This is a genomic window from Solwaraspora sp. WMMD1047 (genome assembly GCF_029626155.1).
Taxonomy (GTDB): domain Bacteria; phylum Actinomycetota; class Actinomycetes; order Mycobacteriales; family Micromonosporaceae; genus WMMD1047.
In genome coordinates this window covers 640937-659285 of record NZ_JARUBL010000001.1, presented here as the reverse complement: position 1 = coordinate 659285, position 18349 = coordinate 640937, and the positions used below count along the sequence as shown (strand labels likewise).

General features: G+C 68.5%; 21 protein-coding genes and 1 tRNA gene. 17 read left to right on the top strand and 5 right to left on the bottom strand.

The window, feature by feature from the left end; translation table 11 throughout:
• The first annotated feature begins 30 nt into the window (after positions 1-30).
• The 6 genes from O7627_RS03030 to O7627_RS03005 all read left to right on the top strand — a co-directional run bounded on the left by O7627_RS03030 (position 31) and on the right by O7627_RS03005 (position 4843).
• Complete coding sequence (locus tag O7627_RS03030; protein WP_278098131.1) at positions 31-723, top strand: TetR/AcrR family transcriptional regulator; 693 nt, start codon at positions 31-33, stop codon at positions 721-723.
• Positions 724-1022: 299 nt separating this feature from the next.
• Positions 1023-1220 (top strand): hypothetical protein, encoded by a 198-nt coding sequence (locus tag O7627_RS03025; protein ID WP_278091978.1) that lies wholly within the window; start codon positions 1023-1025, stop codon positions 1218-1220.
• Positions 1217-1621 carry a type II toxin-antitoxin system VapC family toxin gene (locus tag O7627_RS03020; protein WP_278091977.1) on the top strand — a complete coding sequence of 135 codons (405 nt, stop codon included), beginning with the start codon at positions 1217-1219 and terminating at the stop codon, positions 1619-1621. The genes O7627_RS03025 and O7627_RS03020 overlap by 4 nt, the downstream gene beginning before the upstream one ends.
• Before the next feature lie 135 nt (positions 1622-1756).
• The gene (locus O7627_RS03015) at positions 1757-1927 is read left to right on the top strand and encodes a hypothetical protein (protein ID WP_278091976.1); all 171 of its coding nucleotides are present in this window, start codon (positions 1757-1759) and stop codon (positions 1925-1927) included.
• A 567-nt stretch (positions 1928-2494) separates the two neighbouring features.
• Positions 2495-3439, top strand: a complete 945-nt coding sequence (locus tag O7627_RS03010; protein WP_278091975.1) for a hypothetical protein — start codon at positions 2495-2497, stop codon at positions 3437-3439.
• Between the two features lie 102 nt (positions 3440-3541).
• Entirely contained in the window at positions 3542-4843 is a 1302-nt protein-coding gene (locus tag O7627_RS03005; protein ID WP_278091974.1) for an IS701 family transposase, read from the top strand.
• Between the two features lie 1926 nt (positions 4844-6769).
• Here the strand turns inward: O7627_RS03005 and O7627_RS03000 are convergent.
• The 3 genes from O7627_RS03000 to O7627_RS02990 are packed head-to-tail and all read right to left on the bottom strand — an operon-like array spanning position 6770 to position 8729.
• Positions 6770-6976 (bottom strand): hypothetical protein, encoded by a 207-nt coding sequence (locus O7627_RS03000; protein WP_278091973.1) that lies wholly within the window; start codon positions 6974-6976, stop codon positions 6770-6772.
• Positions 6977-7020: 44 nt separating this feature from the next.
• Positions 7021-7488, bottom strand: coding sequence for an NUDIX hydrolase (locus O7627_RS02995; protein WP_278091972.1), 468 nt, complete (start codon positions 7486-7488; stop codon positions 7021-7023).
• Positions 7489-7511: 23 nt separating this feature from the next.
• Entirely contained in the window at positions 7512-8729 is a 1218-nt protein-coding gene (locus O7627_RS02990; protein ID WP_278091971.1) for a helix-turn-helix transcriptional regulator, read from the bottom strand.
• 364 nt (positions 8730-9093) lie between these two features.
• Between O7627_RS02990 and O7627_RS02985 the strand changes: the two genes are divergently transcribed.
• The 11 genes from O7627_RS02985 (at position 9094) to O7627_RS02935 (ending at position 17485) form a co-directional block, all read left to right on the top strand.
• Positions 9094-9378, top strand: coding sequence for a hypothetical protein (locus tag O7627_RS02985; RefSeq protein WP_278091970.1), 285 nt, complete (start codon positions 9094-9096; stop codon positions 9376-9378).
• Entirely contained in the window at positions 9371-9613 is a 243-nt protein-coding gene (locus O7627_RS02980; RefSeq protein ID WP_278091969.1) for a hypothetical protein, read from the top strand. The genes O7627_RS02985 and O7627_RS02980 overlap by 8 nt, the downstream gene beginning before the upstream one ends.
• Positions 9610-9885, top strand: coding sequence for a hypothetical protein (locus O7627_RS02975; protein ID WP_278091968.1), 276 nt, complete (start codon positions 9610-9612; stop codon positions 9883-9885). The genes O7627_RS02980 and O7627_RS02975 overlap by 4 nt, the downstream gene beginning before the upstream one ends.
• A gap of 100 nt (positions 9886-9985) precedes the next feature.
• Positions 9986-10711 carry a GntR family transcriptional regulator gene (locus O7627_RS02970; RefSeq protein WP_278091967.1) on the top strand — a complete coding sequence of 242 codons (726 nt, stop codon included), beginning with the start codon at positions 9986-9988 and terminating at the stop codon, positions 10709-10711.
• 125 nt (positions 10712-10836) lie between these two features.
• Positions 10837-11256, top strand: a complete 420-nt coding sequence (locus O7627_RS02965; RefSeq protein ID WP_278091966.1) for a hypothetical protein — start codon at positions 10837-10839, stop codon at positions 11254-11256.
• Positions 11257-11351: 95 nt separating this feature from the next.
• Positions 11352-11615, top strand: a complete 264-nt coding sequence (locus O7627_RS02960) for a hypothetical protein (protein ID WP_278091965.1) — start codon at positions 11352-11354, stop codon at positions 11613-11615.
• Positions 11616-11885: 270 nt separating this feature from the next.
• A complete protein-coding gene (locus tag O7627_RS02955; RefSeq protein WP_278091964.1) occupies positions 11886-13304 on the top strand; it encodes an FtsK/SpoIIIE domain-containing protein in 1419 nt (472 codons plus the stop codon).
• Positions 13301-14080: a DUF2637 domain-containing protein gene (locus O7627_RS02950; protein WP_278091963.1), complete on the top strand. Its 780-nt coding sequence runs from the start codon at positions 13301-13303 to the stop codon at positions 14078-14080. Before O7627_RS02955 ends, O7627_RS02950 begins: the two co-directional genes overlap by 4 nt.
• Before the next feature lie 26 nt (positions 14081-14106).
• Positions 14107-15894 carry a replication initiator gene (locus O7627_RS02945; protein ID WP_278091962.1) on the top strand — a complete coding sequence of 596 codons (1788 nt, stop codon included), beginning with the start codon at positions 14107-14109 and terminating at the stop codon, positions 15892-15894.
• Between the two features lie 23 nt (positions 15895-15917).
• Complete coding sequence (locus tag O7627_RS02940) at positions 15918-16103, top strand: helix-turn-helix domain-containing protein (RefSeq protein ID WP_278091961.1); 186 nt, start codon at positions 15918-15920, stop codon at positions 16101-16103.
• Positions 16100-17485, top strand: a complete 1386-nt coding sequence (locus O7627_RS02935; RefSeq protein WP_278091960.1) for a tyrosine-type recombinase/integrase — start codon at positions 16100-16102, stop codon at positions 17483-17485. The genes O7627_RS02940 and O7627_RS02935 overlap by 4 nt, the downstream gene beginning before the upstream one ends.
• A 197-nt stretch (positions 17486-17682) precedes the next feature.
• Here O7627_RS02935 and O7627_RS02930 read toward each other — a convergent pair.
• Positions 17683-17755, bottom strand: a tRNA-Arg gene (locus O7627_RS02930).
• A 369-nt stretch (positions 17756-18124) separates the two neighbouring features.
• Positions 18125-18259, bottom strand: coding sequence for a hypothetical protein (locus O7627_RS02925; protein WP_278091959.1), 135 nt, complete (start codon positions 18257-18259; stop codon positions 18125-18127).
• Between the last annotated feature and the right edge of the window lie 90 nt (positions 18260-18349).

Genomic DNA, 18349 nt, shown 5'->3' with positions numbered 1-18349 from the left:
TTGACCGATCCGTCCCTAACGGTAGAGGTTATGGACCGATCCGTCAAGTACCGGTATCCTCGGGATGTGGCCAGGCCGAGGGAGTTCGACGAGAAGGCGGTCCTCGACGCTGCCCGAGAGCAGTTCTGGGCCAAGGGGTACGCAGGAACGAGCATGGACGCCATCGCCGCCGCGACCGGCCTGGGCAAAGGCAGCCTGTACGGCGCCTTCGGCGGCAAGAGGCAGCTGTTCCTGCGGATCTTCGACGCCTACTGCGCGCGCATCGCAGATGCCGTGACGAGTGGGCTGACCGGGCCGGACGACCAGGCCTACGCCCGACTGTGTGCCCACATCCGCGCCGCAGCGGCCGGGGTCGCCGCCGACAGCAGGCATCGCGGATGCCTACTCGCCAAGGGCGCGGCCGAGCTCTCCGAGCACGACCTCGACGTCACCACCCGATCCCGCCGCACACTGGAGGGGATTGCCACGGCCCTGGCCGACGACATTCGCATCGCGCAGCGTCGCAACGACCTCGATCCGGCCGCCGACGCCGACCAACTCGCCGCGCTCGTCGTGGCGGTGCTTCGAGGCATCGAGGCCCTCGGCAAAGCCGGGATCGACGCCGACCGACTGGAGGGCATCGCCGAGACCGCCATCGCCCTCCTCCCGCGGACGGACAAGGAGCGCGAGACAGATGTCCCCACCGGCTCGGTGCTTCGGATGCCACAGGGCGGTCAGGGCTGATGCTGCTGGCGTCTGAGCCCTCGGCTGTGACCCCCGCGGTGACCCCAAACGGTTCCAACGACCCGATAGTTGATCTCTGTTTGTGCTGGTGCCCCCGGCAAGATTCGAACTTGCGACACACGGTTTAGGAATGGAGTACGGCTCAGGTCGCGTACCGGTCTCTGAGCTGCGGCCGCGGGTCACGCGCCGGCATCTGCCGCCCAGATCAGTCCGTACATAGTCCGCGTGGAGGTGACACAGCTTGGGGCCCCGTACGTGAGAGAATGGGAGCCGCTGTGAGCTGGAGGAGGTGAGCCGCGATGTCGAGCAATGCCGAAAGTCTCCCCGAGTGGCCAACCGCTGAGCACGTACCGGCGGCGGAGTTGGCTCGGCGTCAGGGCGTCCGCCCGGTCGCCTCGGTTGACGACCTCGCCCGGCCGGACCTGTTCGAGTCTGACGCCGAGCTGGATGACTTCCTCACCGACCTGTACGCCTCTCGTCGAACCGGCGCCGCGTGAGCCTGGTCGTCCTGGACACCGACGTCGCGTCGGCGATCCTGCGTGGTCGGCTACACGACCGGCTCCGTGCCCGGCTAGCCGGAAAGACCCTGTGCATCACCTTCGTCACGCTCGGGGAGCTGACCAAGTGGACCGCGCTCCGGAGCTGGGGGCCCCGCAAGCTAGCCGACCTCGCCCAGTGGCGGTCCGGTGTCGTGCTGCTGCCCTTCGACGAGGCGGTGGCGACGACCTGGGGGCAGCTCCAGGCACGGGCACAGCATCGCGGGCGGCCCCGACCGACGAACGACTCATGGATCGCGGCCTGCTGCCTGGTCGACCGGCTGCCGTTGGCGACCTTCAACGGCAAGGACTACGCCGACTTCGCCGAGTTCGACGGCCTTCATCTCTTCGACGTCTCGTAGCGCCTGACACACCACCAGTTTGGAAGATCGTTCTCGGCTGCCCTGGTCTGTCCGAAACGCCTTTTCGTCGGCGGTGTCGCGGTGCCCGATCACGACCGCTGGCGACCGCCTACGGCACCGGCTTATGGCACGCGGATGGCACGACCAGGAGGGCGCGGCCGACCGGTGTCGTACGGCTTCCCGCCCCGGCCCTCGGGCCGGGGCGGCTCCCCGTGGCGCCGGCTCACCGCGACCCGGACCACGTTCATCGAGGGCAAGCCGCGCAGCGGCGCGGCAGCCGATCGCCCCGTCCTCGGCGGTGGCTAACCACCTACGCGATCGTCACGGCGTCAGGGAGGTTGGCGCAGCGGTGCGGGCCGTCCGAGGACGGCCGGAGGCCGCCCGCAGCGGCGGCCCGCACCGTCGCGCCAACCCACATCCGAGAGGCGTCCTTTCCGACCCGGCCGCGCGAGTCGGGGATTTGAACCCCTTACACCCACGGTAGCGAGCGAACATCATCAATCGGACCGATCGATGCTCCGACCAGCGCGGGACCTGCTGACGCCTGCCAACGCGTGGCGCCGCTGGTTGCTCTCGGGTGTACCGGATCTGTACCCGACGATCTTGCTGGCCACCTGCCGGTCCGCCACGTTGAACCCCTTCCAGCGGTGTTGATCAAGCTCACGGGGATAGCTGATCAATGCAGACACTGTGCCGTCTGGGCTGCCCGCCCACAGGCCATCGAGCGGCAACGGTGAACTCGCACGGCTGCACCGGGGATCGGGTCAGGTCCCATGTGGCCGGTGCCAATCTCCGCAGCCGTCGGAAAGCCGCTAGTGACCGAGCCCGGATGCACTACACTCCGTGCCTCGCCGACACAGCGGGAGAAGCCAGGTGGCCGAGCTGGAACATGAAGTGCGTAACATCACGCGCTACGTCGAAGGTCAAGCACGCGGTGAAGAGGTAACGCATGCTGAACGGTTGATCAGCACCAAGGTGCTCAGCACATCCCACGAGGTCTGGGACGTCCGCACTACAACCGACCGGTACTGGGTGGTGACGAACCCAACTAACTTGTACTCGCAGGACGAATTCAGATCGGCAGACTACGCTCTCACCTTCCACGTTGGGATACGAGTTCGCTTGTCCGAGCGAAGCCGTTCAGAGCCGCAGGGCGACGAAGAGCAAGAGAGCTACGTAGCCGTCGCCTGGCGCAAGTACAAGCAAGCAGTCGACGCCTACAACGGAGCGGACGAAGCCGAGGCGTACCAAGCGGTCGGGATTCACTGCCGGGAGTCGCTGATCGCGCTGGCGCGGCACGTAGCTGCGGCGCTGCCACCCGAAACAATCGCTGATGCGCCGAAAGCCTCCAATTTCAAAGCATGGTCAGAGCTGGCGGCCGAGCATCTAGCAACCGGACGGCTTCGCTCATACCTCAAGGCCATCTCGGATAAGAGTTGGGACCTAGCCGTCTGGCTGCAGCACTACGAGTCCGCCACGCCCTGGGACGCGGAGTTAGTGCTAGACGCGACCTCCCACACCATCGGCATCTTTGGCATGGCTTTTCACCGTCACCACAAGGGCCAACCGGACCGCTGCCCTCGCTGCGACTCTTACCGGGTCGACTTCGACAACGACATCTTGGACGATAACCCCGACGTTCAGTGGACCCAGCGAATCTGTGCCGCATGTGAACATGAATGGGATTATCAGATCATCCGTTGGGACGATGAGGCCGGCAAGTGGGTCGAGGAGCCGCCAGAGCGCGCTGATGCTCTCAGGCTGCCTCGACATTCAGAATCAGAAGACGCTACCGCCACAACGGAACCGATCGCTTAATACTCCAACGTCACTTGGCTTCGGCGTTGGGCGTGGCGTGGGGATGAGGGCGGCCACCGCGTTGATCATCGATGGTTTGTGAGGACAACCGAAGATCGCGCGATGGCCGTGGGCCACAGCGTAGACCCCGCCCGGTGGCGGGTCATCCTGGATGAGGCGGTGACGCGTGTTGCTGATCGGTTCGTGCGGGCCGAGCCGCGGGCGACGGCCGGGCAGTTCGTGGAAGGGCTGCTGTCAGACACCGAACGGAAGACGTGCTGGTCGCTTGCGGAACGGGCGGGTAACGCTGATCCGCAGGCGATGCAGCGGCTACTGCGCACAGCGGTGTGGGACGCCGACGCCGTCCGCGACGATGTGCGTTCCTGGTTGATCGAACAGCTCGGCCACCCCGACGCGGTGCTGGTCGCCGATGAGACCGGGTTCCTGAAGAAAGGGGTGTGCTCGGTCGGGGTGCAGCGGCAGTACACCGGCACCGCCGGCCGTGTCGAGAACAGTCAGGTCGGGGTGTTCCTGGCCTACGTCACCCCGCGCGGGCGGGCGATGATCGACCGTCGGCTCTACCTGCCGGAGACGACCTGGTGCGACCGTCCCGACCGCCTGGCCCTCGCCGGCGTCCCCGACCAGGTCGGGTTCGCCACGAAGCCTGCCCTGGCCCGGCAGATGATCGTCGCCGCGATCGCCGCTGGTGTCCCATGCGGGTGGGTGACCGGCGACGAGGTCTACGGCGCCGACCCGGGCCTGCGCGCTGAGCTGGAACAACGCGAGATCGGCTACGTCCTGGCGGTCGGCTGCGACCGACGCGTGGCCGTCAACGACGGCCGCACCCTGATCCGCGTCGACGACCTCGCCGACCGGGTCCCCACCCGCGAGTGGCAGCCGCACAGCTGCGGCCCCGGGGCCAAAGGACCACGCGAGTACCTGTGGGCCTGGATCACCACCGCCACCAGGCCAGACGAGTACCGGTGGCTGCTGATCCGCCGCAACCGCACCACCGGTGAGCTGGCCTTCTACCTGTGCTGGTCACCCCGCCCCGTCCCGCTGCACACACTTGTGCGAGTGGCCGGCTCCCGATGGAGCATCGAAGAGCTGTTCCAGACCGGCAAAGGCCAGGTCGGCCTCGACCACTACCAGGTCCGCGGTTGGACGGGCTGGCACCGCCACGTCACCCTGGCCATGCTCGCCTTGGCCATCCTGACCATCCTCGCCGCACAACAGCCCGACCCCGACCCTGACCCCGATCCGAAGATCATCGCGTTGACCGTCGCCGAGATCCGCCGACTCCTCAACGCCTTCCTCCTCGCCACATCGCCACCATCAGCGCACACCCTGCACTGGTCAATCTGGCGACGAACATCCCAAGCCCGCGCCCGACGAGCCCACTACCAGCGCAGACAAGCCAAATGACGTTGGAGTATTAACCCTCCACTCCTCAGCCATCCCGTCGGCCTTCGTCCGCACACCGTGGAGTTGGTGGGGCCTGCCCGGTCAAGGTGGAGCACACCACCGTCTGAACGACCTTGACCGGGCAGGCCCACCTGCTCGGCTCTGCCCGGACGGAGGGTGTCGGGATGGCGCGCCACCATCCCAGAGCGCCCGAGCGCCCCACTGGAGGCACTGCCTGTGTCTCGACCAATGTGAAGCCCCGGAACTGCCTTCGATCATGGCGGCCGGGGCTTCTTCGTATGTCGCGCCGCCGGCGGGCTATCACCGTCGCGCTGGCGGCCGAAGGCCAGAGGCGTGGCGGCGGGCCTTCGGCCCGGCCCAGGTTCGGCGGCGCGAGCGGCCTGCGAAGCGGGCCGCCTTGATCTTATAGAGAGGCTTTCGGCAGTTCAGCACCTATGGATTCCGGCGAGACAGGAGACAGGGTTGCTGACGGTCCAGTACGGAAAGGTCCGCCGGTTCGGCCCGGTTCGCTGCGTGTTGGAAGACTTTGTGGCGGATCGTTAATTCCGTGCTGTATGGCGATCACGATCCAAGACGGTCGGCCGCTGCCAGCTGGTGGGGCCAACAGCGACGAACGGGTGCCGAGCCAGGGCCCCCGCAAAGGTGCCACCGTCCGGCGTGGTTGCTGGCGACAGCCATTGCGCGCAGGCAGCCCGGCACGCTGGGGCCGATCGAGGTAGCCAGTAGCAATGCGTCGTCGCTTGCGCGCACACCGACCACCCCTCTCTGCCAACAGGAGTCGGGGTATGCCTGTGGTAATATGGGGGGCATACCCGCTCCCGCAACCGAGCCGGGCAGGCATCTTGAGAACTCAACAGGGGTCGAGCAGGTCCGAGGCCGACAGGCCTGCGGCAGTCTGAGCATGCTTCCGAGCACGGAGCAACCATGCAAAAGGGATATCAAAAGATTTCCGCCAACCTCTCTGACGAGGTTCTTGGTGTCTTGAAGACGACTGCCGAGCGAGAGAACGTCACACTTACCGAGGTACTTAGGCGAGCCGTCTCGGTATTCAAGGTAGTGGACGACGCCCTTAAGGAAGGGCAGCAGATCCTTATTCGGGATCCGCAAACGAAGGAAGTCGAAAGAGTAGTTTTCTACTAGAGAAGTGGATGGCGCTGCCATGAATACCGACGGCCTAAGGCGCCCCGATCGGATCAGAGGTGGGAGTGAATGTCCCGGTCACCCGGGTTCAACGGAGCTAGCTCCGGCTCGCATCACTGATCGGGGACCCGTACCAGCCCATAATGAACCTCCTAGCGCTTCGTCCGTAATGGGGATCGAGCGTTACGAAAGGGTTTCATTTCAAGAAGAGCTAGATGCCAACACCCGCAGGTCGTTCACGACGTTTGCCTTGGTTCTGCTCGGACTCTTCGTTGTCCTCGGCCTAACGGCACTCGTTACACTTTCAATAAATGGCGCCCCGACTGGAGCCACCGAGAAGTTCTTGGACGGGCTAAAGACTCCGCTTTTCAGTATCGTATCGCTCATCGCGGGGTACTTTTTCGGACGTTCGGGATCGAGCCGTAGGTACGTTAAGCAACAACGGTAATCGAAAGGGCTGCGCTGTCCCAGGGGATTGCGCGGCCCTTTCTCTTGCCGCCGCACACGCCTTTGATCTCTCGAAACTTCCGCGACCTCCCGACCGTGCCTACCTCCCGCTCGTGGCGGGCTGCTCCTGCTCGAAGGGCACGAGAGTGCGTGTCAATCCGATTTGGTGGAGTTTGAGAGTGTGGCAGCCGTACGCGGTCATCAGGGTGCGGGCGGCGTTCGGTGGCGCAGCCGCGTTCCCAGTGGTCGGCGTGGATGGCGTAGCCGAGTTTGGCTGCCTGGACTCCGTTGAGGCCGAGGCGGGCAACCCGATCATCTGGTCGGTCTTGTCGGTGACGGCTAGGTAGTACTCGGTGCGAGGGGATCGTTCTGGGCACGTTGAATGCCGCCTTCGATTATGGTGATGGCCTGGGCCATGCCGCGGGTGTCGTAGGAGAGCCACCGGGTGACGCGGTCGTCACCGACGATGGCATGCACGGCGGGGATGTCGTTGGCCCAGAAGTCGCGTAGGTCGACCTGGTGGCCGGTGATGGTGATCGGGTACATGCCGCTGATGCTGCCTTACCGGGACGGGTGTCGGAGGATGCGCATCAAGGAATGACACCGTGTTCGGTGTATGTGGGGCTTCCTTCGCGCCGGGCGTTGACGGCGGTCTGAATGCGGCGGGTAAGCCGGTCGGGAGTGTACTCGGGTAGGTCATCGGGAGCGACAAGGCGCCACTCGGCAAGTTCTCCATCGCGGAAGGCGACGCGCTGCTGCATGTCGGCATCAAAGTGCCCTGCGTTGAACACGAAGAGGATCTTGTCTCCTTCGTTGTTGGCGGGCGCCCAATCGACTACGAGCAATGGGCCAACGTGAACCGTGAGGCTGAGTTCTTCGCGGATCTCGCGGATGCAGGCGGCGCGGGGTGATTCTCCGGGTTCGACATAGCCACCGGGGATGTCCCAATGGGGTTTGTAGGTGGGTCGTACGAGGAGTACGCGGCCTTCGTCGTCGAAGAAGAGAGCGCCTGCGGCGACGCGGGGGGTGGCCATGGGGGGCGTCTCGGATGCCGTCACTCGGGCAGCGTAGATGGGGCTGGTCAGTCGAGCACGTTGAGGCGGCGGGCGAGTCCGACGAGTTGGGTGGAGGGTTTGCCGCGTTGGCGGCGGATCCAGGTGAGGGCGAGTTGGCGGCTGAGGAAGTGGTGGCGGACCTGTTCGGGGGCGAGTTGTTCGGCGTCGAGGAGGGCGGCTTGGGCGTCGTCGGGGCGGTTCCAGGAGTTGTAGGCGCGGGCGACTTCGAGGGCGTGGCGGATGCGGCGTTCCATGGGTAGGGCGGTGGTGTCGACGCGGGGGCCGAGGTCGACGGCGACCTGCACGTCGCCGAGTTCTCCGGCGGTGGCGACGCGGTGGATGGTGACGTTGGTGGGGCCGAAGGCGGTCCACAGATGGTTGGCGTCCGCACCGAGCCGGCCGGCGGTCTCATCGGCGACGCCGAGGAAGGTTCGGGTGGTGGTGGGGTCGTTGGCTCGGGCGGCGGCCATGGCTCCGGACAGGAACAGGGTGCCGTAGACGGACAGCAGGGCGGGTGTCGGCTTGTCGAGGTGGGGTTCGAGGTAGGCGGCGGCGTCCTCGGTGAGTCGGACGGCTTCGCGGTAGCGGCCGGTGGAGTGCAGGGCGTGGCCGACGGACCGCAACAGGGAGCCGGTGACGAGCGGGTCGGCGGTTGGTCGGACGGCGGTGAGGCCGCGGTCGGCGGCGATCCAAGCAAGGTCGGTCTCGCCGAGTTTGGTGAGTTGGGTGGCGGCGAGTTGGTAGGTGAGGCCGAGGAGTCGGCGGGCCTGGTCCTGGTCGTCACCGTCGAGCTGGTCGGCGGCGGCATGGGCGCGGCCGAGGAGGTCGGGTAGGCGGGCGACCACGTAGCCGAAGCGGGAACCTTGGTAGGCGTCCCAGAGGTCCCGGACTTCGCGCTTGAGGTCGTCGGGACGCGCCGGCGGGCTGTCGGTGCCGCTGTGACGGAATGGCGTGATGGTCTGGTAGTTCATCAGGGCGGTGCGCAGTGCCGGCACGGTGTCGTTGCCGGTGTCGTCGTTCCAGTCGAGCAGGGACGGTTCGGCGAGGAGATCGCCGAGGGAGACGTCCAGGACGTCGGCGAGTGCCTTGATGACGGAGAGCCGGTCCAGCTCGATCCGGTTGTTCTCGATCTTGCCGAGCCAGTCGGCGGTACGGCCGATGAGTCCGGCGAGGACTTCTTGGGACAGTCCGCGTCGGCGGCGGTACCAGGCGACGCGTTCGCCGATCGTCAGGTTGTTGGTCATGCCGCGCACCGTGGGGCCTCCCCTCGGGGTCGGTAGACCCCGGAATCATTTTCCGGGTTGAGCGTCGGTTCGTGCCACAACCTGTGTCCATGGTCGAGCACAACGTGTCAACCGATTGTCCCTCCTGCGCCGGTGCCGGCTGGAAGTACGTGATGCGGCGGGCGGCGCTGCGGGCAGCCGCGGTGGCGGGCGGGCCTTCTCGTGGTGTGGCGCGGCGGTCGTGTCTGGACTGCGGTGGTCGGGGCCGGGTGGCCGTTTCCTGAGCTGGCACCGGGGCGGGTGCCGGCGCTTGGCCGTCTGGTCGACTGCGGCCTCCTGAATGCCCGCCCGCCTCGGTGCCCTCCAACCGTGGGGGTGACTGCCGGTGGTGCCGAAGCCGGGTGACGTGCTGCTGATCGATGGGCGGGCGTCGGTGCAGTTCGCCGGGGACCGGGCGCTGCGGATGCGGGTGACGTCGGTGTGCGGCAGGCCAACTTACCGGGGTTGGTGCTGGCTGACCGGCTACAGCCTCGACCCGTTCGGCAACGCCGAGGAGCGGCGTGAGGTGTTCGTGCAGGTCGCCGGCTTGCAGGTGTTGCCGATGGTGAATCGGGCCAGGCTGCCGGTGCAGCCGTGGGCCGTCCAGGCGGCGAGGAGGAACGGTGTTTGACGTTCGCGTTCAGCTTGGGTCGATCGTGCGGATCGACGCCAGTGAGCGGGTCAGGCCGACGGACGGGCCGGTGTCGTTGTGGGTGACCGGGGTGCGGCTGGTGGCGAACCGGCCGGAGAGCAACGAGTGGGTCTGGCTGGAGGGCGTGAAGATCCTGCACGACGGTCAGTCCGGCGACCATGCACAGATCCTCGTGCGGGCGTCCCTGCTGTCGGCGGACGGGCTAGGGCGGTGAGCGTCTATCTGTCGGTGACGGCGTACGAGGAGCTGCACGCCGCGCAGGACCAGCTTGATCGGCACACCCCGAACAGCGGCAACGGGCTGTGCTCCGGCTGTGAAGCGGTGGCGCCGTGTGGCTGCCGTCGGGCCGCGTTGCGGGTCTTCGGCCGGTACGGGGTGCTGCCCCGGCGGTGGCCGGGGGCCACCCGGCCGGATCTGATCGGCCGGTCCGGACCGTGGGCGGGTTGGCTGCCGGCGGTGGATGGGGCTAGTGGACCGAACGGCTGACCATGGTTGTCCTGTCATGCTGGCAGGCTCTAGGCTGCTGTCTTGACATAACGTGAGCTTCCGTGACGTGAGGCTCTGGACCCGGTGGGGAGAGCCCGCGATGGCGTACGAGATTCCGACGCCGAAGTATCTGCGCGTGTTGAACGCGTTGCGGCAGCGCATTGAGGACGGCGTTTACGGGCCGGGAGCGGCGCTGCCGTCGGAGAGCCAGTTGTGCACGGAGTTCGGGGTGTCTCGTCCGACGGTCCTCAAGGCGTTGGGGATCTTGAAGCAGGACGGGTGGATCGAATCCCAGCAGGGCAAGGGCAGTTTTGTGCGGGGGCGTCCGCCGTCGGGGCGCACGTCGCCGGAGTACGCGCGGGATGTGCTGGAGCTGGATGAGACCGCCGAGGTGGAGATTCTGCACGTCGGGCCGGTGCTGGCGTCGCCTCGGATCGCTGCTGAGCTGGGCATAGCGGAGGGGACTCCGGTGTATGAGCGGCGGCGGCGGACGGTCTCTGCGTCGGGGCCGGTGGACCTGGTGGCCACGTTCGTGCCGGTTGACATCGCGGTGGGTACGGCGGTGATCAAACCGGAACCGATTCCGGGCGGGCTGCTGGATCACATCGGACGGATCAAGGGCCTTCGGGCGGACTACGCCACGGAGCGGATGACCGCCCGGCGGGTCGGCCCGGACGAGGCCGAGGCCCTGGAGGTGCCGGCGGATGAGCCGGTGTTGAGTGTTGTGCTGACGCTGCACCAGGCGTCCGGTGAGCCGATTCTGACGTCGGTGCTGGTGATGCCGGGTAGCCGGCACGAGATCGAGGACACCTACCCGGTTTCCTGAGGGCGTCGTCGTCCACAGTTTGCGAAGTCTCCTCGCAACCCCCTTGCCTGTGTTTACAAGCTGACGTAACTTGTTAGATCAAGCGGATGTCAGGTTGGCATCTGGTCAGGCTAGGAGGGTTCGTTGTGGTTCCGCTGACGTTGAAGGTGCCGGTCCCGTTCGAGTACGTCTTTCCCGCCGGGGTGCTCTGCCTCGGCGTCGGTCCGCAGGTCGACTTCGATCGCCGGGGCGAGGCGGACAACCAGGCGCGCGACAAGGAGACCGGCGAGCGGGTCTGGCTGGTCCGGGTGATGGATCTCGACCCGGAGGCCGGGCGGTTCGGTCGGTCCACCGAGGTCAAGGTGAAGGTCGTCGCGCCGGTCCAGCCGGTCCCGCCGCCGTCGACCGTGCCGGGCTATCCGCCGGCCGTCGCGTTCGAGGGCTTGACCCTCACCCCGTACGTGGATTCCCAGCGGTGCAAGACCTCCGGGCAGTGCAAGGCCCGGATGGCGTACTCGCTGCGCGCTACCGCTCTCGTGCCGGCCGCTGCCCTCGCCGCGGCCTGAATCCGAGCAGTCACACGCGGGGCGGGCCGTTTCCCCGCCAAGAGTCCCGGCCTGCCCCGCGCCGTAGCCCACCCCTCACCTTCAAGGAGGGCCTTGTGCCCACGGTAGTTCCCCCTGCCCTGAACCCGCTCTCACCCACCGACCGGGCGACGTCGTTCGCCACAGAACTGGCCGCGTTGCTGCGGTCGATGCCGGGCCTGTTCGCCCCTGCCGTCGAGCGGGCGGACTGGTACGACCGTAAGGCCGACCTGCTGGACCGGGTCGCCGCTGAGGATCCGGGCTGCGACCGGATCCAGATCGAGGAATCGGCGCAGACCGCTCGGGAGCGGGCTGAGTCGCTGCGGCGGGGGTGTTCCTGATGCGCCGGCCGGCTCGCTTCTTCCGGCTGCGTGATCTCACCTGGTACCTCCGGGCCGGACTGCGGCGGCTGGTGGGTCTTGCGCCGGCTGCGGTGTTGGTGGATGAGATCCGGTGCCCGTGGTGTCACGTCTGGGTGAAGCCGCGCCGGTTCGATCTGCGGCACATGGCGTGCCGGACCTGCATGGCCACGTTGGCGCGGCCGTCGCAAAGGCGAGGGCTGCTGTGGTAGCCGGCGTCCGGCTCGGCACCGCCTCGGGCGGTGACTGCTGATGCCGTTGATCAATGTGATTCCGGGGGAGAAGATCCCGGTTGCGCCGATGAACATGCGGCTGCCGGCGTGGCGGGTGCCGGGCTGGCTGCTCGTCTTGTGGTGGCTGGGTCGGGGTCTGGTCCGGGTCGCCGTGTGGGCGGTTCGGCACTGGTGGTTGACCGGCCCGGTCGGGCTCGGCTGGTGGATCGGGGCCGAGTACGGCTGGCTGGTCTTGGTCGGCGTCGTCGCGGCGGTTGCGGCGGGGTGTGTCGGCTGGTGGCGGTGGCATCCGGCCTCGTGGCTGCGGTTCGGCTGGTATCCGGCCGTAGCCAGGTGGCGGCGGTTGTGGGTGTACCGGCGAGGGTGGGCGGCCACGATGGCAACCTGTGGTCTGGCTACCTCGTTCGCCGGTGACCGGTTCGTTCCCCGGCTGGTGTCGGTGCGCTGCGACCGGTTCACCGATGTCGTGACGGTGCGGATGCTGCCCGGCCAGCTTCCCGACGACTGGGGCCACGCCGCCGACCGGCTCGCGTACGCGTTCCGGCTCCGGGAAGGCCGCGCCTTCTCGACCGGGCGCCCGGATCGGGTGGTGTTGCACTTCCGCCGCCGCGACCCCCTCGCCGCAACCGTGAAGCCGTTGCCAGTACCGGTAGTCCCGGACTTCACCGGTCTGGAGTTGGGGGTGGCCGAGGACGGGCAGCCGTACCGGCTGCGGCTGGCCGGCACTCACGTCCTGGTAGCCGGGGCCACGAACTCGGGCAAGGGCTCGGTGCTGTGGTCGCTGATCCGATCCCTTGCCGGCGGGGTGCGCTCCGGGCTGGTGGAGCTGTGGGTGTTCGACCCCAAAGGCGGCATGGAACTGGCGGCCGGCAGGGCGCTGTTCGCCCGGTTCGCCTACGACGACCCGGACAGCATGGCCGGCGTCCTGGAGGAGGCCGTCAAACGCATGCGCCAGCGGGCCGCCCGGCTACGCGGGGTGTCCCGCCAGCACACCCCGACCGTTGATGAGCCGCTGATCGTGCTGGTCGTCGACGAGCTGGCCGCGTTGACGGCGTACCTGTCCGACCGCAAAGTCAGGGACCGGATCAAGGACGCGCTCGGGCTGCTGCTGTCGCAGGGCCGCGCGGTCGGGGTGCACGTCATCGCCGCGTTGCAGGACCCCCGCAAGGACGTGCTGCCGTTTCGGGACCTGTTCCCGACCCGTATCGGGTTGCGGATGACCGAACCGGAACAGGTCGACATGGTCCTCGGCGACCACGCCCGCGACCGGGGCGCCACCTGCGACCTGATCCCGGAAACCGCGCCGGGGGTCGGGTTCGTCGCTCTCGACGGCATCCGGGAACCGGTCCGGGTCCGGTTCTCCTACCTCACCGATGACGACATCCACGACCTCGCCCACACCCACCACCGGTCCGACATCGAGGAGGAGAAGCCGTGACGACCCGCACCGAACGGGCTGAGGGGGTGGTCCTGGTCGCGATCCTGCTCGTGGTGGGTGGGCTGGCTGGGGCGGCGTCGTTCACCCACGTCCACGACTGGACCATGGCTAACTCTCCGGCCGGTACCGGTGACTGGTTCGGCTGGGCCAACGCCGCGATCTCCGAACTGATCCCCCTCGCTGCCCTGCTCACCATCCGACGCAGGCGACGCACGGGCGGCCCGATCGGGTACCCGATGTTCCTCCTCGTCGCCGCGGTGGCCCTGTCCCTGTCCGCGCAACTCGCCGTGGCCAAACCCGGCCCCTCCGGCTGGCTGCTGTCCGCCGTGCCCGCCCTGGCGTTCCTCGGCCTGTCCAAACTCGTCCTCACCGTCCCGTCGTCCCCGGCGGCGGTCCCGGCCGGACCGCACCCGTCCCCGGCCGTCCCGACCGAGGACGGCGAGCGTCCCGGCCTCGTACCCGCCCAGGTCAGCGACCGGGACGGCACCGGCCGGCGGGACGGCGCGGACGACGAGCCGGACGGCGACCAGGCGGCCACCGTCGATCTGGTCCAGCTTGCCCGGCGGCGTGCCGTCGAGCATCGGGCGGCGACCGGCCGGCCCATCACCCGTGACGAGTTGCGGGCCGCGTTGCGGGTCTCCAACGGCGCGGCCTCGGAACTGCTGCGCCAGATCCGCGACCCGGACCGGCCCGCCCTGGTTCCCGTTCCCGCCGCCGCGTTCGCCACCCGCAACGGCACCAGCCACCCGGCAACCGCCACGGAGGCCACCCCGTGAACCAAACCCAACCCATCCCCACCACCGTGACCCAGAACCCTGCCCACCCCCCGCAGAGGCAGCCGGACACCCAGCCCCGGCCCGGGTCCCGGGCCGACCGGATGCGCAAGCCGTTGGCCAAGGACGCGCTCAAGAAACTGGCCGAGGACAACGGCGTCTGCACCCGTCCGCTGGCCCTGCGCCGGACCGACACGGTGACCGGAGCGACCGAGGTCGTGGAGGTGCCGTGCGGGGCGACCCTCGCGGCGAAGTGCAAGCCCTGCGCGGAGCGGGGGCGGCGGCTGCGTATCCAGCAGATCCGGGAGGGCTGGCACCTCGCCGACGAACCCGCTATCCGCCCCGACCCGGCCGGTGAGGAAGCCCTCGCCCTGGTCCGGGTCCGGGCGCACATGGAGTTCGAACGCGAAGCGCTGCAGTACCAGCCCATGCACCCCGACGAGCGGGCCGCGCAGCTCGCCGACCTGGATGCCGGGATCGCCGAGTTGGACGAAGCACTGTCCACCACGGACCTACGCGGGCACCTGACCCCGAAGGAACGCGACGACCGGCCGAGGCGGAAGCGGTCGACCCGGCGGCGGCAGGACGCCCCGGATCTGCCCCGGCTGCCGGTCGACCCGCGCACGGTGGGCCGCGCCTACACCGGCCGGCAGGGTCAGACTTACCGGCCGTCCATGCTCGTCACGCTGACCCTGGGCTCACATGGGCCGGTGCACTCCCACCTACGCCGGGGCGCCTACATCGCGCCGTGCGAGTGCGGGCAGCGCCACGGGCCGCATGACGACGTGCTCGGCACCCCGGTCGACCCGGCCGGCTACGACTACCGCCGGGCGGCGCTGGACGCGATCCACTTCGCCCGGATCCTCGACCGGTGGTGGCAGAACCTGCGCCGCGCCGCCGGCTGGAACGTCCAGTACGCCGGGGCCGTCGAGCTGCAACGCAGGCTGGCGCCACACGCACACTTCGCGATCCGCGGCACCCTGCCCCGCCGGCTGCTCAAGCAGATCGCGGCGGCCACCTACCACCAGGTGTGGTGGCCGTCGTTCGACCACCCCGTCTACCGGGTCGACAAGCCGCCGGTGTGGGACGTCGACCGGCAGGCATACGTCGACCCCAAGACCAGGGCACCGCTGACGTCGTGGGCGGTCGCTCTCGACGAGCTGGAGGAACCCGACAGCCGACCCGCCTACGTCGCCCGGCTCGGCCGGATCGACGCCCGGGGCATCGACCACGGCACCCGCGACGCGGAACGGTCGATCCGGTACGTGACGAAGTACGTCACCAAGGACCTGACCGACCAGGCCAAGCCGCGCAGCAACCCGCAACGGGCGCACTTCGACCGGCTCCACGCCGAACTGTCCACCCTGCCGTGCTCGCCCACCTGCGCTAACTGGCTGCTCTACGGAATCCAACCCGACGGCGCCAAAGCCGGGCTGACCCCCGGGCGGTGCACCGGCAAGGTCCACCAGCGCTCCACGCTCGGCTTCACCGGCCGGCGGGTCCTGGTCTCCCGACAGTGGTCCGGCAAGACCCTGGCCGACCACCGGGCCGACAACCGGGCATGGGTCCGCACGATCCTGGCCGGCGGCATGGCCGACACCGTCGAGCACGACCAGGCCGACACCGCCGAACCGGACGGGCCGAACCGGTACCGCTTCGAACTCGCCCGACCGGAAGACCCCGACGTCCTACCCGTCGAACACCGCATCCTGCGCGCCGTATCCGCCCGCATCCGCTGGCGAACAGACCTGGATGCCGCCCGACAACGCGCACCCGGACCGCTTTCGGCAACCGCTTCTCTGCCCCTCGCAGCCTGAGCCTTTCGGAGGACGACACCCCTATGGATGACGAGCTGTTGACCGTTCCTGAGGTGCTTGCCGCGCTCAACGGCGTATCCCGGCGGACCTTCTACCGCTGGCGAGAGCTGGGAATCGCGCCGGAGTGCATCAAGCTCCCGAACGGTGAGCTGCGCATCGGTCGGCGCGACCTGCGGGTCTGGCTGGAACAACACCGGGAGGCGGCATGAAGTCGCGCGCGGTCCGGGTCTGGGACCTGCGCATCAACAAGGGCGGCAAGAAGAAGACCTACACCGTCCGGTGGACCGTCGAGGGCCGGGAGAAGTCGCGCAACTTCGCGACCCGTGCTCTGGCGGACAATTTCCGGTCCGACCTGATGCAGGTGATCAACCGGGGCGAGGCGTTCGACTCGGCGACCGGGTTGCCCGACTCGATGATGGCGGCCAAGGGCGCGCAGACGTGGCTTGAGTTCGTTCAGGCGTACCTCGATATGAAGTGGCCCGGGGCGGCGGCCAAGACGCGGGCGAGCCTGGTCGACGCGCTCGCCACCGTCACCCCGGCGTTGGTCCGGGACGTGTCGGGCCGGCCGGAGGTGGCAGAGTTGCGCCGGTTACTGGTCGACCACCTGCTACCGCCGGCCGTTCGGCAACGGGACGTCCCGCCGGAACTGGCACCCGCGTTGCGGTGGTTGCGCCGGGCGTCGCTGCCGCTCGCCGAGGTCGGCCAGGCGGCGACCGTCCGGGGAGCGCTCGACGCCCTGGCGCTGACGCTCGACGGCCGCGCGGCGGCGGTGACCACGGTGCGGCGTAAGCGATCGGTGTTCTACAACGTGCTGCAGTACGCGGTCGAGCTGGAGGAGTTGGAGTTCAACCCGGTCGACAAGCTGCGGGTGCGGTCGACGCGCAAGAAGCTCGCCGTGACGGTGGATCGTCGGGTGGTGGTGAATCCGCGGCAGGCGGGGGAACTGCTCACGGCGGTGTCGTACGTCGGGCGGCGCGGCCGGGTGCGCAAGGGTGAGCGGCTGGTCGGGTTCTTCGCCTGCCTCTACCTGGCGGGCCTTCGTCCGGGTGAGGCGCTGGGACTGCGGGAGCAGGACTGCCACCTTCCGGCAAAGGGGTGGGGGCGGCTGACGCTTGTCGACAACCGGCCGCAGTCCGGCAAGCGGTGGACCGACAGCGGCGAGGCTCACGACCTGCGCGGGCTCAAGCACCGGGCCGACTCGGAGCCGCGGGGCGTGCCGATCCCGCCGGTGCTGGTCGAGATCCTGCGCCAGCACATCGACCGGTACGGCGTCGCCGAGGATGGCCGGCTGTTTCGCAGCGAGCGGGGCAGCGTGGTGGCGGCCTCGACGTACTCGCGGGTCTGGGAGGAGGCTCGGGCGTTCGCGCTGACTCCGCACCAGTTCGCCTCGCCGCTGGCGGGTCGGCCGTACGACCTGCGGCACGCGGCGGTGTCACTCTGGCTGAACGCCGGTGTTCCGGCAACCGAGGTCGCGGAGCGGGCCGGGCACTCGGTCGACGTGCTGTTGAAGGTCTACGCGAAGTGCATCGACGGCCAGGAGGCGACCGTCAACCGCCGGATCGAGGATGCGTTGCGGGGTTCCGGTGGCTAGCCTCGGTGTGCTGGCGCCAGTCCGGATCTTGCTCCGGGCACCGTGGCTGACCTGGGTAAACGCCTTCAAGATCAATCCGTGCATAGTCCGTGGACAGCGACAAACGGCGGCCTCCGGCGGCATTCGACTGCACACGGAAGGCCATCGATCACGATGTGTTTGCACTGCTCAGACGGTGTTTCCGCTGATCTTTGAGGTGCCCCCGGCAAGATTCGAACTTGCGACACACGGTTTAGGAAACCGATGCTCTATCCCCTGAGCTACGAGGGCGCGAGGGCCTAGTCTAGCGACCTGGGGGTTCACCTCGGGTGGCAGGGAGTGGCCCACGTTCACCCACGTCACCCGGACCGTCGTTCGCCCGGCCCAGGACCACACCTGGACGAAACACACGCAGCCATACCCACCGCTCCCGGGCATCAGGGTCTACGGCCCGGTGGCCGCGCCCGTTCAACCCACCCCGCCCGCGGAGCGAGAAGTGGGTGGCACCTCGAGGCTCAGCCGTCGCCGTGGTCGAGGACGAGCCGGTGGACTCGGCTGCTGACCCTGCCGCTGACGCTGATGTCTCCACCGTCGAACTCGGTGGAGGTCGGCAGCAGCCGCTGCACCGGCCCGGGCAGCAGGTCACCGTGCCGCCACGACTCAGTGGCGCCCCGCCGGACTCCGGGGTGTTCCCGCCCACTCCACGTCGCAGGTGGCGTAGCCGACGTCGTTCATGAACAACACCAGCGCGCGGTCACCTCGCTCGGTGGCCACCGCGAGGTCGGCCAGTGACACCGGGACGCGTTGCTCACCCGGGTTCTGCCGGGTCTGTCGTTGCGGGGAGTTCCACTGCAGGCACCGCTCGGCCGCGCATCCCGTCGTTCC

Excerpts from the sequence above, each read along its gene's own strand:
- O7627_RS03030 (WP_278098131.1), top strand. The coding sequence starts at position 31 with ATGGACCGATCCGTCAAGTACCGGTATCCTCGGGATGTGGCCAGGCCG.
- O7627_RS03025 (WP_278091978.1), top strand. The coding sequence starts at position 1,023 with ATGTCGAGCAATGCCGAAAGTCTCCCCGAGTGGCCAACCGCTGAGCAC.
- O7627_RS03015 (WP_278091976.1), top strand. The coding sequence starts at position 1,757 with ATGGCACGACCAGGAGGGCGCGGCCGACCGGTGTCGTACGGCTTCCCG.
- O7627_RS03005 (WP_278091974.1), top strand. The coding sequence starts at position 3,542 with ATGGCCGTGGGCCACAGCGTAGACCCCGCCCGGTGGCGGGTCATCCTG.
- O7627_RS03000 (WP_278091973.1), bottom strand. The coding sequence starts at position 6,976 with ATGTACCCGATCACCATCACCGGCCACCAGGTCGACCTACGCGACTTC.
- O7627_RS02990 (WP_278091971.1), bottom strand. The coding sequence starts at position 8,729 with ATGACCAACAACCTGACGATCGGCGAACGCGTCGCCTGGTACCGCCGC.
- O7627_RS02970 (WP_278091967.1), top strand. The coding sequence starts at position 9,986 with ATGGCGTACGAGATTCCGACGCCGAAGTATCTGCGCGTGTTGAACGCG.
- O7627_RS02955 (WP_278091964.1), top strand. The coding sequence starts at position 11,886 with ATGCCGTTGATCAATGTGATTCCGGGGGAGAAGATCCCGGTTGCGCCG.
- O7627_RS02940 (WP_278091961.1), top strand. The coding sequence starts at position 15,918 with ATGGATGACGAGCTGTTGACCGTTCCTGAGGTGCTTGCCGCGCTCAAC.
- O7627_RS02935 (WP_278091960.1), top strand. The coding sequence starts at position 16,100 with ATGAAGTCGCGCGCGGTCCGGGTCTGGGACCTGCGCATCAACAAGGGC.